Here is a 13842-nt window from a genome sequence, read left to right as displayed (position 1 = left end):
AATAGAATGCTGGTCACATTTTATCGTTATCAAAATGTCCAAGTGTCACAAAATTAGACAGCAAACGATTTTTACGCTCGTTTTTTTTCCTGATAACTTAATCATGTGTTGCGGGTTTGTTTCATGGCAATTGATCGTGATGGAAAATGTGTCGGGCAGTTTCAAATAACACCTTTGCAACATCCACCGATGATTCCCCCCGCAACGTCATCAATATTTCCGCTATTTTCGGCAGCGCTTCCGGGGTATTTCGGGTGCCTTGTTCACCTTGCAGCGGCATATCGGGCGAGTCGGTTTCCAGCACCAGGGCCTCAAGCGGCATGACCCGAAATACCTCTCGCGTCTTGTTCGCGCGCTCAAAACTGATCACTCCGCCCACTCCGAGTCGAAAGCCCAGTTGCCAGAATGCCTCCGCCTGCTGCAACGAACCGCTGAAGGCGTGGATCACCCCGCCACATGGCGGCTTGAAGCGGCGCAAGACCTTGACCACAGTGTCATTGGCGCGCACCGAGTGGATCATCAGGGGTAGCCCGGTATCGGCTGCCAGCCGGATCTGAGCCTCAAACAGCGCAAATTGCCCTTCCTGCGGCACCTGAGAGCGCAGATCCAGCCCACACTCGCCAATGGCCACCAGCCCGGCAGGTTGGCTCATCACCAGCGTTCGCAGCCGCTCCATCACACCCTCCCGCTGCTCACCGGCATACCAGGGATGTATGCCCAGGCCATAAAAGAGGCCGTCGTGCTGATCTGCCAGTGCCATCACACGAGTCCAGTTATCCTCTGCGATGGCAGGAATGATATACTCCGTCACCCCCAATGCCCGGCAACGGGCCAGCAGCGCCTCCCTGTCCTGGTCAAACACCGAAAAGTCGAGATGGCAATGGGTATCTATTAGCTGCATATCACTCACACCTGTTTGCGGTCTTTAATGGGTCATTGAACATGATGAACAACAGAAACAACGGCTTTACCCTGATTGAACTGGTGCTGGTGATCATAGTGCTGGGGATCCTGGCCATCACCGCCCTGCCCCGCTTTATCAATATCAAGGATGATGCCCTGAAAAGCACGGTCTCGGCGACCGCTGGCAGCTTTGCCAGTGCGGTACAGCTGGCCCATGCTGGCTGGGCGGTGAAAGTGCAGGGACAAGCGATCGCGCTCTACAACTTGAGCAGCTTTGGTAAAGGCGAAGTGGATATCAATCGATATGGTTGGCCGACGGGGACAAAAGAGGATTACTACAAACCGGTAGACACACCCTATCAGACCGGCTCCGGCAACCATATCTCGGTCAATAATCCTGAGGATTGCGAGTTGCTATTTACTAACCTGCTAGATGGCAGTCAGAACGTTGCTTCCACAGATCGGCCTGACGCTGTTCAAAAGCAGGCTGATTACCTCACCACCATGATTGGCCCGAGCCATCCGGATGAAGATGAAGGTAACGAGGCACACAATAACTGCAGCTATATTCTGCGCGATTCTGTCGGCCGCTTTCCAGATTACCCAAATGGCCTCGGCTTCGAGTACAACAGCGTTACCGGTGCCGTGACCCGCAATTTTGATTGAGCTCAGCCTCTTCTGCGCAAGCTCGCTCTTTGCTTGAATCATCATCATAACGAACCGGCGTGCAGCAGCGCCGGTTCTCCTGAGTGAGCCCCCACTCCTCGCACCACGCGTCATAACGGGCCAGCCAACGTAGCAATACCCCTTTCATCGTCACACCTCCGCCAACAGGTTCAGGTCAAAAACCATCCTAATCAGAGTCAGCAAGGGGAGCAAGTCGTCCCTGTTATTGCGATCGCGCGAGATAAAAAGAGCCGGTCAGCGTGGCTGACCGGCTCTTTTAACAGTCCCCGAAGAGATTATCCAATGAGCGACAGCTCATCAGCCTCACAGACTCTTCAGCTTCTCTTCCGGCAGGGCCAGCTCGTCGTTGTGGTTGACGCCGATACCGCGCTCCAGCACATGACGGGCGATGGCGTGCGCCTCTTCCAGCGAGTGCATGCTGTAAGTGCCGCACTGATACTCGTTCAGCTCGGGGATCTTGGCCTGATCCTGCACGGTCAGCACGTCGCTCATGGCGGCCTGCCAGGCGGCGCCAACACGGGCTTCGTCCGGCGCACCGATCAGGCTCATGTAGAAGCCGGTACGGCAACCCATGGGGGAGATATCGATGATCTCCACGCCGTTGCCGTTCAGATGATCACGCATGAAACCGGCGAACAGGTGCTCCAGCGTATGGATACCGCGCTCGGAGAGGATCTCCTGATTCGGTACGCAGAAACGCAGGTCGAACACGGTAATGGTGTCCTTGTTCGGGGTCTGCATGGTCTTGGCCACACGCACCGCTGGCGCTTCCATACGGGTGTGGTCAACGGTAAAACTGTCCAATAACGGCATTTCTGACTCCTGCTTTAGTTACCAGAACCAGCCCCCGCGGGAGAGCTGATCCTTGCATTGACGGTACTGGGCGCCGTAGCGCTGGGCGCGAGCTTCCACCTTGCGAGAGGTCTTCATCAACCACCCCTTGCTGCGATAGCTGCCACGCCGGTAGCCACCCCACCCTTCGTGATAGTTGAGGTACTGGCCATAGGCATCCCACTTGGAGGTGCCATTGAGCCGCTGGGCTTTGTTAGTGTACCAACCCATAAAATCGATGGCGTCGGCAAAGTCATCGCGGTCACTCCAGCTGTTGCCGGTTTCCCGCTGGTAATCCGCCCAGGTTTCATCTTTGACCTGAGCATAACCATAAGCCGAACTGGCCCGCCCGGTCGGGATGAAGAGGAAATACTGCATCGGCGGCTGGGCATCATGTACGTAAGAGGACTCCTGATACATCATGGCCATCACCACATGGATCGGCGTCCCCCACTTCTCGTTCATCTTGAGCGCGGCCTTGTGCCACTCCGGCTTCTCCCGAAAGATCTGGCACAGATTCTCCGGCTGAGCCGGTGGACGGGTACTGCAAGCAGTCAGGCCCGCCAACAGGCTGGCCACCACCACGAAGCGCATCCCCCCCATCAAATGAGGTCGCGCTTCGCGCCTCTGGTCAGGTAAAGAGATCGCCAAGGTCAAATCGCGTCTTCGTTCTCTTCGCCAGTACGGATACGAATGACACGCTCCACCTCGCAGACGAAGATCTTGCCATCACCAATCTTGCCGGTACGGGCGGTGTTCTGGATCGCTTCCAGACAGGCATCGAGATCCTCGTCCTGCACCACCAGCTCCACCTTCACTTTCGGCAGGAAGTCGACCATATACTCTGCACCGCGATAGAGCTCGGTATGGCCCTTCTGGCGGCCGAAGCCTTTGACTTCGGATACGGTCATGCCGTTGATGCCGATCTCGGCCAGGGCCTCGCGCACATCGTCCAGCTTGAACGGTTTGATGATGGCTTCAATCTTCTTCATGGTGACTCCTTACCAGTTCTGTTTACCGAACCCGGATGTAATGGGGTAACGGCGATCCTTACCAAAGTTGCGAGCCGTGATGCGGGGCCCGACCGCCGCCTGACGGCGCTTGTATTCGTTGAGATCCACCAGCCGGATCACCTTGCGCACCACCGCTTCCTCGAAGCCTTCTGCCACCATATCGGCGACCGAAGCATCCTCTTCCACATAACGCTTGAGGATCGCATCGAGGATGTCGTAGGGGGGCAGACTGTCCTGATCCACCTGATCCGGCGCCAGTTCCGCTGAAGGGGGGCGGTCGATAACCCGCTGCGGGATCACATAGTCGACCGAGTTGCGATATTCGCACAACTTGAAGACCAGCGTCTTGGGCACATCTTTCAGCACGTCGAAGCCACCGGCCATGTCACCGTACAGCGTGGCATAGCCAACAGCCATTTCACTCTTGTTGCCAGTGGTCAGCACGATACGACGACGCTTGTTGGAGAGCGCCATCAGCAGCACGCCGCGGCAGCGGGCCTGCAGGTTCTCTTCGGTCGTATCGCGAGCGGTACCTTCAAACAACGGCGCCAGCTGGGTCATAAATCCTTCGAACATCGGCTCGATGGAGATGATGTTGAACTCAACACCCATCCGCTCGGCCTGCTCCTTGGCATCTTCCACACTCATCTGGGCTGTGTAGCGGAACGGCATCATCACCGCCTGCACTTTGTCGGCGCCGATGGCATCGGCCGCGATGGCCAGGGTCAGTGCCGAGTCAATGCCGCCGGAGAGGCCCAGCACGGCGCCGTGGAAGCCGTTCTTGGTGACATAGTCGCGCACCGCCAGCACCAGCGCCTGATAGGTCTCGGCCAGCGGCTCCAGCGGCGCAGCAGGTTCACACTCTTTCACCGGCTGACCATCGACAAAACGCACCAGCGCCAGCTCTTCGGCAAACGGGGCCAGCTTGTGGGTCAGCTCGCCCTGGCTGTTGAACACCTTGGAGCAGCCGTCGAAAATCAGCTCATCCTGACCACATACCTGATTGAGGTAGACCAGCGGCAGATCGGTCTGATCGCAGCGCTCGGTCATCAGTTCGCGGCGGATCCAAGGTTTCTCTTGATCGTAGGGCGAGGCGTTGATGGTGAGCAGCAGCTCGGCCCCAGCCGCCTTGGCGGCCAGCGCCGGGCCAGGCTGCCACAGGTCTTCGCAGATGAGCAGCCCCAGTTGGTGACCTCGGAACGGTACCACGCAGGTCTCGGTCGCCGCGGTGAAGTAGCGCTTCTCGTCAAATACCCCGTAGTTGGGCAAGTCCTGCTTGAAGTAACGGGCAATCAGCTTGCCCTGCTCATACAGTGAAGCCGCGTTGTAGAGCGCCTCCCCTTCACGCCAGGGATGCCCGACCAAAATGGCACAGTTGCCCTGCCATTCGGCAACACGAGCCAACGCGGCTTCGACCCTGCTCATAAGGTCGGCACGCAGCAACAGATCTTCCGGTGGATAGCCGGTCAGAGCCAGCTCGGAGCAGACCAGCAGATCTGCGCCTTGCTGCTCGGCCTGAGCCGCCGCAGCGAGCACTTTGTCAGTGTTATCTTCGATAGCGCCTACCATCAGATTCAACTGGGCAAGCATCAGAGAGAGGGCTTTTGCCATGGCGATGCATCTTAAAATCAAAAATGATGGGGAATGATAAAGAAAAGGGGGGCAATCTGCCAGTTCAAGACGGGCGTAACCATGTGACAGCAATCAGCGGGAGAGATAAGCTGTATGTAGTCACGGAACGACAGGCCTTCGCAGATATGAAAAACGCCGGATTTACCCTTATGGAATTGATGATAGCCATTGCGCTGGGCGTCATTCTGCTGGGGATTGGTATTCCGTCCCTCTCTAACCTGCTTGGCAGCAATAATTTGGCGACCCAAGAAAAGAGCCTTCTCAACCACTTAAACTACGCCAGACAACAAGCCATCTCCAACCAGCAGACCGTCACTCTTTGCCTGACCACTCTCAACAATGCTACTGAGGAGTGCATACCAGCAGCTCAACATGGTGCGAATCGGCTACTCGCCTTTATCGATACTAATGGCGACCTGAAGCTTAATGGTAACGAAGCAACTATTGCTGCCAGTCCCGAATTTCCTGCAGAACTGACCATTTCCGCCGATGCACAGGCGCTGCGCTTCAACCCGGTCGGCACCATAACGGAAGTCCCGCCTGATGAAGCCAATATTGAAGTTATATTTTCGCTTTGTATTAGCGGTGAAAATAGTGTGACGATTGATGTAATGCATGCTGGACGTGCCCATAGCCAGGCAAGTGGTGCTGTATGTCCATGACCAGCGTTAACTACAGCGAAACACACACGATCACAAAAGGATCCATTTCAATCCAATAACTATGCTTAGAGTCTCTTTTGAACAAGGACTCATACGCTATGGCACGAAATGGATTTACCCTGCTTGAGTTTTTGATATCTGCAAGCCTGACAACCATCCTGCTGACCTTGGGACTGCCGTCATTGGCAAATCTGCTGACATCTACCGACAGCGACATCTACACAAGAAACCTGCAGGACCACCTGATCTTCGGCCAACGACAAGCCATCACACTGCAGCAACCAGTCACAGCATGTCTTGCCATGCCTGTCAGGAACTCCACAAAAGAAAGCTGCGTACTCGCAAATCATGCTGGCGCCCAGCGAATGCTTGTCTTTATCGACACCAATCAGGATCGCCAATTCGATATTGCAAATGGCGATGTCTTGTTATCAGCAACAGAACCCTTTCTTGAAAAACATACCGTCACTGCCAATCGACAATTTGTACGTTTTAGCCCGGATGGCACAGCGATTGGCACCAACATGACGCTCCGGTTTTGTAGCGACCAGGCACCCCGAATCGATATCATCATCTCGCCATCCGGTAGAAACAGAAGCGAAAAAAAGGGGCTGAGTTGTTCTTAGCCCCTATACCCTACTCTCCCAGCAGCATTATCTGGGTTGGATTTCATCTTGCTTTTTTGCATCAGCCAGCGAAAAGGTGGCGGCCAAAGGAACACACTCGATTACCTCTGTGACAAGATGCACCACTCCATCAATCTCATAACCTTTCTGTTTAAACACCCTGACCAGATTTGCCTTGCTGGTATCAGCGACCGGTTGCTGCAACACCATCTGCACGCCACCTTCCAGAGTGACATAACATTTTATGTCTTCAGTTTGAGCCTGAACCAACAAGGGCAAGCCCACACACCAGAGCAGCATGCGTTTCATCCCTGTTCTCCTTCATAGAGATAGATTTTCTTGGGAGACATATCCATTTTTGCCTCCTCCGCACCTTGAGAGCACTCACCTTCACCGGTACAACGTTCAGGCTCTCCCTGCCCCTCATCTTTAAGGATGACCTCCTTGCCCGGAGCACCACCTATAATTCTAATCCGGCCATCATCCCCACCATGAATAACCAGATCATCAGCAACTTTATTTTGCACCTCTACGTAACGCTGAATAACTTCCTGATTGTTGCTATCCAGCACATATTTGAACGAAGTACCGTAGTGCATATCAATCATATACTGGCGCATGGCACCGATTGATTGAATCGTACATTGCTGGAAATCCTGAACCTGAGGCAGGAAAGAGGTGAAATAGAGCTTGCCTTGCAACACCAAACCAGCCCCCATTGATTTTTCACCGCTTTCATTGAGCCAGAATTTCCATCCCAACTTGCTGGTCAAAACCTTGGTTGTATTTACGATCTGATCTTCATTCAAACCAATAAATGGATCGCTGGTCACATCATAAAGATCATCTAACGTAATGACAGAAGGATTTTCATTAGTATCTGGGTCTATGCCAAACAGGGTCGGATTGACATTGTAGTCACGTAGCATCACATACACATTTTGGGTTGTCGCTTCCGAGGAAGGACGATTTCTATCACCACTGCCTATCAATACAGCATCAAACGGGCGCTCACTGTAGAGATAATTGGTGCCATCATATTTCCAGCCCTTGTTGATGGTGCGCACCAATACGGGCTGAGTAAAGAAGCGACGGTCGTCTGCCAGCTTCTTATCATTCCCACTTAAATGGGCATTACCCAAACTGGCAAACTTGATGGCCGTCCATTTTGATTTATCTTCTCCTTTCATATCGATACGCCAGATCTGGCCGCCGGTATCACCCGCATAGATCCGATCTGTAATACCATCCCCATCACTGTCCAGCACGGAGACCGAGCCTGGCATGCTGTAAACCATGCCCGCGACTTGCTTATTCTTTGCACTGGTTTCATCCGGGGTAAAGCTGAATAACAGACCCCCTGTTTCAGCATCAACGATATAGACCCCCAGTCCCTCACTATCCTCATCCCCCTGCCCCAAATAGCTTTTGGCCTGATCGTACCCCCCCGAGAAAATCAAGACAGGCTTATAGGACTTTTTACCATTGACTACTATGGAATAGCCTGGAATAAATGCGACCTCGGGGATAGACCAGGTTTCACCTAGCTTGCCAAAGCCAGCGTTATTTTTATCCAGCCGCCACATTAGCGAGGGGGAATCCGGATTGGATATATTCAAAGCATAATATGCCTTGCCACCGCCCCGCAGCCCGGTAAATAACCATACTTTATCACCTTGTGACGACTTGATATGACCATCTTTGACTTGCTCATTGACCAGCACAGTGGGTGATGAATCTACACCATATAGATGTACCGATGATTCACGATTTTCCTGCAAGGCTTTCTGATTGGCGATAAATTGATATGGCATGATTGCCCAGCTCTCATCAACTGAGGTTATGCTGTCTTTGAACATATGCAAGAAACCCGTATTGGTCCCCATCACGATTCGCAGGTCAGGGTTACACGACGTTTGTCCGGTCAATACCGTGCAACCATAATTTATCACCAGCGGCCTTGAATGAAGAGGATCCCCAAGAATATCCTCACGAATTGTCGTTGTGCTATCACTATCCTCATTAAATGCATCCAGACCTTTCGCCCAACCAATAATGCTATCGATATTATCATTACTGCCCAGCCCCATCACTGTGCGAAGTTGCTCAACCCCACCAGCCATATTTTCAAGCGCTGACTTGCTAAATACACTTAATGTATTGGAGGAAGGGGGAATCACAGAAATATTGCGATTGGTTTTAGCTGCCAGCATCTCCTGTACTCCACCCTCGGCAACCTTGTTACCATCACGGGTTGAAGACCAATATGTTTTAGCTGCCTCAAGGATAGTTCCGTTACCAGAGATAGCAGGTAAGCCACGCTGATCCACCACATATCCATTTTTAGGGTCGAGCACCAATTTTTTAAGATTACCCTTCCATCGCGGGCCTGCCCCCGGTTCAAACATGGCGTAGTAAATATTATTAAGACTGCGAGTGCGATCAAAGTTATTGGTGGCAATGGCGGGTGAGACCAGCGAGGTATTCATCTTCAAGATAGCCAGCAATGATGATTTTAATGCTTCGTTAAGTTGGGTTGCATCAGTGGCAGGATAATATTTTCCACCGCCACGACGAGCGGTTTCTGCCAACAAAGCTCCCGCACCATTAATTGCTTCATCCCCAAAACCAACAGTAAATGTTGTGACTGTTTGAATACCATCTGCAGATGTATTGACATCACTTTTCTTCATATAAGCAGCCAACGCCGCCAGATAGCTTTTTTCCCCTGACGAACCATAACCAACTGCAGTTTTATCAGCAGCGGGCAAGCTATTAATCATATTTGAAATCAGGGTATCGGCAGCAGTGTCATAGGTTGGTTCACCATCTGTCATATAGATGATATAGCCATTGTTGGAGCATTTATCATACGGGGATTTATAGGTCCCGGCTGGTGACTCAGCATTGGAATCACGCTTGGGGTTACGGTTGGTATCATCATCGCCAAAATTGACACTCAAACCACCGAAATAACGATAGGCTTCATATAATGTCTCACACAAAGGTGTCCAGGTATCCGAACTCAGAGCATTCACTTTATCGATTAGATCTTGCGCACCTGTTTTTCCTGAGGACAATATTGCATCATTACCAATAATATCTCTAATTATCCTGCCGCCATTTTTACTATTTGATGCATTACCATCATTGTAATTAAATACCGCCAGACCGAAATCAACAGCAGGCGTTGCCAGTACCAGCTCTTTTACCGCATCCTGGGCAACTTTTAAACGGGTCTGCATAGATACCCCTGTAGCGCCATAGTACCAACGTACATAGTTTGCAGTAAAAATTGAAATCTGTGTGGTACTACCATTTAAGGGCTTGTTATCGGAATTGTCATAGCTTTTGGTGTAATACCAACTTCCTTTTGTCGATCTAGTTTTATTTACTGGTAATCCTTCTATAAAACCCTGCGTATTAATCAGAACCCCTTCATCAATATCCTGTTGGCAGTCAACAACTGATAGTTTGCCATCAGTGACATCATTCAGTGAAAGCCAACTACCTTTCCCATCACCAGGTGGGCTTCCTGATGTTACCTCGTACCCCCACACCCTTGACTGAAACCGACCAATGCTATTTAGAGTATTCTTAGATGTCGCACAAGCATTTAATGCCTCGCGGAATCTCTTGATACTGTTGATAGCAGGCACTTTTCCATCAGTAGAAAAATAAATGAAGCGACGACTGTTATTAACATCAGGATCATTAGGTAAGGATGGATAATTAAAAGATGGGTTATAAGGTTCTTTGGCTACTTCAGTCGTATTCTTCATACTCCCTGAGTTATCAAATATAAATAGAACCTTCGGTCTAAAATCACCCGCTTTAGCAAAGTCATAAATAAACAACTCGGTATCATCGGAATAACCAGTCCCTACCGCCATGGATGTGCTGGAGATACTGCTACATAACACCAGCAAGCTTGTTAGCAAACAGATCCTTATGTTCATAACTTGCTCCCTAATTGGCACTGAGCAGGGGTTGTTCTACCCCGGCGGTAAAGGCCATTTGGCTATTAACTTTGCCATAAGCACTGGATGTAGTGGCTTCAGCATAACGACAGGCTGGTGTTACATTCTGGCTACTGGCTTCAAATTTGCGTTTGCATACACTTTCGGTATTGATAGTCAGGGTGGTCGCAGGAGTGGTCGTACCGATTGCAGCTGAAGTGCCAATAGCCTGCGTTGCAATTTGTGTTGAGAGAGAAGTGTCACCCAATGCAGACTCCAGGGTGCCTTCAACTTCGTGTTCTGCTCGTTGCAAACTGGCGCTAGAACTGGCCATTTTCAGACTCATACCGCTGGACTGCATGACGACTACGGCAATCAGAGTCAAAGGAACCAGAATGACCAGTGCGACTATCAACGCAACTCCCTGATGTTTTTTAACCGATCTCATGTTCCACCTCGGGTAGCTATTTGTTGATTACGTAGTGCAATACTACTTTCCAATAACAGACGGCGATAACCATCACCTCCACCATTGACCGTAATATTACCGAGTTGATAGCTATTGTTATTCTTATAGCGGCTCGATTCCCGATCGGATCTAATTAGCAAGAAAAGTCGTGCGCCTAATACTCGCCCTTCATTCCACCGCTGCGTTGTCATCTGATCCGTTGACATATATCGGTCGATACGTCCGTCAGGGATCAAGGAATCATCAACACCATACATCAGCACCATATGTTCAACCCCTTCAGCCATGGCGCCACCAATCAAAGAAGAACCACCATTGACGGTCAAATAGCGCTTGCGTAAAACAGGAATGCCATTTTCTTGCGATAGATAATAAATATAGTGCTGGTATTCCCAGGCTTGGCTCTCATTATTAGCGCCAAATAGTGGTCGGGTTTCGCTCCCCTTGATGACTCTCGCCTCCTGACTATTGGCTGCCATATAAAAGCGGTTTGCATCCAATCCCTCTGATGCTGGTATAGGACGCCCCACCAATCGCTTGATGCTAATTACATCGCTATTTGCCACCCGATCAGCCGCGAGAATACAAGCGAACCCGGCCAGCCCTTTGCTGGCTGATACCCGACTGACCCATAGCCCCCTGATGGGACCAGCATTTGATGGCAAACTCCCCACAGAACGCTCATCCAGACAATCGCTACTGGCAGGAATAATGCTGCCAGCACTGAGGGTCAGAGAGGATCCAACTTGTGTCGACTGACCGGTATAAGCCCCAAAAAAGCCCGCCCATTTTATATCCTGGCTAATCAGCCGAATGGCTAATCGACCATTTTCCTGTAATTCGCTTTGATCAAATGCATCTTCAGAGCTTGAGCGAGACATAACAAAAACAGTGAATACCCCAGCCAAGAGGAATAAACCGAGCACCATGGCGACCAGCCACTCGACCAGAGTGAAACCGCGGGATTTCATAAGGTGGTCGTCAGAATAAACTGACGCCTCGAAAGATTATTTGCTGTCGAGAGTCGACACTCATTGATCAGCGTTACCGCGGCGGCAGCAGCCCCCCCATCAGATATCTCTTGTTTACCAGCCCAGAATATCCCGACCGCCAATACATTATTGGCCCGCCGCACCACGCAGCCTATAGGTGAATTTAAGGAAGATGCCGCCCCCGAAACACTGGCCCCAAGTAAGGCTTGTTGCCAGTAGTGAAGGTCGGCGTTACGTAGATCTGCAGCACTGCATGCGCTGATTGTGCCATCTGCTGATGCACATGTCGGGCGTGGCAAGTTGGCGGAAAGATTGACTGTCACGGCACCGGATGCGATCCAGCTATCGCGATTTATCCGCACCCGTTCAACCATATCGTTAGCCAACCAGCTGGCGATAGTACGCTGGCGAGCTTCATAACTGGCAAATTTGGAATGGGTTTGCAAAGCAACCAGAGCAAGCAGCCCCAGCGACAGGATCACAGCAGTAATCATCACTTCTAATAGGCTAAATCCGGCAGATGAAATAATCGATGATTTCATATTCACTCCCAACACCCAACAACTTGATTACCGGCCTTATCTTCGGCATCTTTTTCTTTTTTCTGATTTCCTTGATTAATCATTAATTTAAAACAGCGACTATCAGCCTCCTGAGCTCCCGAGGCTGTTGCTGTCAAAGTAAAGTTAGGGCTAGGGACTCCTGCGGAAATACTAATCTCTAAGCTATAACCGGCATCGGGCTCAAGCACGATGCCTAGGTCTGTAATCGACGAAGCATACTGATTGAAATCCATAAAATAGGTTTCTTGCCGATTAGCCGCATTCAAAAGCATGCTCTTGGCTTCGACACGATGGCTGGTCAGCACATATTGCTGATAAGAGGGGTAGGCGATGGTGCCGAGGATCGCCACGATGGCGACGACAATCATCAGCTCAATAAGAGAAAAGCCACGAGAGTATCCAATCATATCCCATCCTTGGTGACTGACTGCTTTATAAGTTTAACGCCGAGCCTGTCACTAGAACAAACCCGGCGTCATTATTAACACACTTTATTCTTAAGCCTTCCTGGCTGCACTCAAATTATTCTAAGTTCGGGAGGAACCTCAAAGACTACGTTCTCTTCACGGCCGGGATGCTCGGCAACCACCTTGCCACCCAGCTCGCGCAGGCGAGTGATGACGGATTGCACCAGCACCTCGGGTGCAGAAGCGCCGGCAGTCACGCCGATCGCCTTCACGCCTTCCAGCCAGCTTGCCTCAATCATCGAGGCATCGTCGATAAGATAGGCGCTGGCGCCCACCTTCTCGGCCAGCTCGCGCAGACGATTGGAGTTGGAGGAGTTGCGAGACCCCACCACCAGCATGGCATCCACCAGCCCCGCCATCTCCCGCACCGCATCCTGGCGGTTCTGGGTGGCGTAGCAGATGTCGTCCTTGCGTGGCCCCTGGATCTTGGGAAAGTGCTTGCGCAGGGCGTCGATCACATCCGAGGTCTCATCGACACTCAGGGTAGTCTGGGTGACGAAGCAGAGATCATCCGGATTCTTCACCTTGAGCCTGGCCACATCGTCCGGCGTTTCTACCAGATACATACCACCTTCACTGTTTTCGTATTGGCCCATGGTGCCGATCACCTCGGGGTGACCCGCGTGACCAATGAGCACGGCTTCGGAGCCCTTGCGACTGGCGCGATGCACTTCCATGTGCACCTTGGTCACCAGCGGACAGGTGGCATCGAATACCTTGAGGGCGCGGGACTTGGCCATCTCGCGCACCGTCTTGGCCACGCCGTGGGCAGAGAAGATGACGATGCTGTCATCCGGCACCTCATCCAGCTCCTCGACGAAGACCGCACCCGCCTCTTTCAGCTTGTTCACCACATAGCGGTTATGTACCACTTCGTGACGGACATAGATGGGGGCGCCAAACTTCTCCAGCGCACTCTCGACAATGCTGATGGCGCGATCGACACCGGCGCAAAAGCCACGGGGATTAGCCAGCAGTATATCCATCAGTACACCTCACTCATGCCTATGGCGCGATCGACATCAACACGACAGAAAC

16 protein-coding genes are annotated in these 13842 nt (G+C 51.6%); 3 read left to right on the top strand and 13 right to left on the bottom strand.

Annotation, left to right across the window (positions count from 1 at the left end):
* Positions 1-121 precede the first annotated feature (121 nt).
* Positions 122-901 carry a TatD family hydrolase gene (locus BSP75_RS16640; protein WP_075113934.1) on the bottom strand — a complete coding sequence of 260 codons (780 nt, stop codon included), beginning with the start codon at positions 899-901 and terminating at the stop codon, positions 122-124.
* A gap of 41 nt (positions 902-942) precedes the next feature.
* On the opposite strand from BSP75_RS16640, the gene BSP75_RS16635 reads away from it, so the two are divergent.
* Positions 943-1569, top strand: coding sequence for a type II secretion system protein (locus BSP75_RS16635; RefSeq protein ID WP_075113933.1), 627 nt, complete (start codon positions 943-945; stop codon positions 1567-1569).
* Here the strand turns inward: BSP75_RS16635 and BSP75_RS22170 are convergent.
* From BSP75_RS22170 to BSP75_RS16610, 5 genes are all read right to left on the bottom strand, one after another.
* Entirely contained in the window at positions 1538-1717 is a 180-nt protein-coding gene (locus BSP75_RS22170) for a DUF5363 family protein (RefSeq protein ID WP_075113932.1), read from the bottom strand. The genes BSP75_RS16635 and BSP75_RS22170 overlap by 32 nt on opposite strands.
* Before the next feature lie 176 nt (positions 1718-1893).
* Positions 1894-2403: an S-ribosylhomocysteine lyase gene (luxS, locus tag BSP75_RS16625; RefSeq protein WP_005340462.1), complete on the bottom strand. Its 510-nt coding sequence runs from the start codon at positions 2401-2403 to the stop codon at positions 1894-1896.
* An 18-nt stretch (positions 2404-2421) separates the two neighbouring features.
* Complete coding sequence (locus BSP75_RS16620; RefSeq protein ID WP_075113931.1) at positions 2422-3024, bottom strand: hypothetical protein; 603 nt, start codon at positions 3022-3024, stop codon at positions 2422-2424.
* 50 nt (positions 3025-3074) lie between these two features.
* Positions 3075-3413 carry a nitrogen regulatory protein P-II gene (gene glnB, locus BSP75_RS16615; protein WP_005308848.1) on the bottom strand — a complete coding sequence of 113 codons (339 nt, stop codon included), beginning with the start codon at positions 3411-3413 and terminating at the stop codon, positions 3075-3077.
* Positions 3414-3422: 9 nt separating this feature from the next.
* Positions 3423-5045: an NAD+ synthase gene (locus BSP75_RS16610; protein WP_075113930.1), complete on the bottom strand. Its 1623-nt coding sequence runs from the start codon at positions 5043-5045 to the stop codon at positions 3423-3425.
* Positions 5046-5068: 23 nt separating this feature from the next.
* Here BSP75_RS16610 and BSP75_RS16605 point away from each other — a divergent pair, with 23 nt between their 5' ends.
* A complete protein-coding gene (locus BSP75_RS16605; RefSeq protein WP_232254377.1) occupies positions 5069-5728 on the top strand; it encodes a GspH/FimT family pseudopilin in 660 nt (219 codons plus the stop codon).
* A 98-nt stretch (positions 5729-5826) separates the two neighbouring features.
* The gene (locus BSP75_RS16600) at positions 5827-6354 is read left to right on the top strand and encodes a GspH/FimT family protein (protein ID WP_075113929.1); all 528 of its coding nucleotides are present in this window, start codon (positions 5827-5829) and stop codon (positions 6352-6354) included.
* Between the two features lie 27 nt (positions 6355-6381).
* On the opposite strand, the gene tapY2 is transcribed toward BSP75_RS16600, so the two are convergent.
* The 7 genes from tapY2 to ispH form a co-directional block, all read right to left on the bottom strand.
* Positions 6382-6663: a type IVa secretion system protein TapY2 gene (gene tapY2, locus BSP75_RS16595; protein ID WP_058053944.1), complete on the bottom strand. Its 282-nt coding sequence runs from the start codon at positions 6661-6663 to the stop codon at positions 6382-6384.
* On the bottom strand, positions 6660-10313 hold the full coding sequence (locus BSP75_RS16590) for a PilC/PilY family type IV pilus protein (protein WP_075113928.1): 3654 nt from the start codon (positions 10311-10313) through the stop codon (positions 6660-6662). Before BSP75_RS16590 ends, tapY2 begins: the two co-directional genes overlap by 4 nt.
* A gap of 10 nt (positions 10314-10323) precedes the next feature.
* Positions 10324-10761: a type IVa pilus pseudopilin TppD gene (gene tppD / locus BSP75_RS16585; RefSeq protein WP_075113927.1), complete on the bottom strand. Its 438-nt coding sequence runs from the start codon at positions 10759-10761 to the stop codon at positions 10324-10326.
* The gene (locus tag BSP75_RS16580) at positions 10758-11753 is read right to left on the bottom strand and encodes a PilW family protein (protein ID WP_075113926.1); all 996 of its coding nucleotides are present in this window, start codon (positions 11751-11753) and stop codon (positions 10758-10760) included. Before BSP75_RS16580 ends, tppD begins: the two co-directional genes overlap by 4 nt.
* Positions 11750-12316 (bottom strand): type IV pilus modification protein PilV, encoded by a 567-nt coding sequence (gene pilV, locus BSP75_RS16575; protein ID WP_075113925.1) that lies wholly within the window; start codon positions 12314-12316, stop codon positions 11750-11752. Before pilV ends, BSP75_RS16580 begins: the two co-directional genes overlap by 4 nt.
* A gap of 2 nt (positions 12317-12318) precedes the next feature.
* Positions 12319-12744 (bottom strand): type IV pilin protein, encoded by a 426-nt coding sequence (locus tag BSP75_RS16570; RefSeq protein ID WP_075113924.1) that lies wholly within the window; start codon positions 12742-12744, stop codon positions 12319-12321.
* A gap of 110 nt (positions 12745-12854) precedes the next feature.
* Entirely contained in the window at positions 12855-13790 is a 936-nt protein-coding gene (ispH, locus tag BSP75_RS16565; protein WP_075113923.1) for a 4-hydroxy-3-methylbut-2-enyl diphosphate reductase, read from the bottom strand.
* Positions 13791-13842 lie beyond the last annotated feature (52 nt).

It is taken from the genome of Aeromonas sp. YN13HZO-058, from assembly GCF_001921245.1.
Classification (GTDB): Bacteria; Pseudomonadota; Gammaproteobacteria; order Enterobacterales; family Aeromonadaceae; genus Aeromonas; species Aeromonas allosaccharophila.
This window is presented reverse-complemented; position numbering and strand designations above follow the sequence as displayed.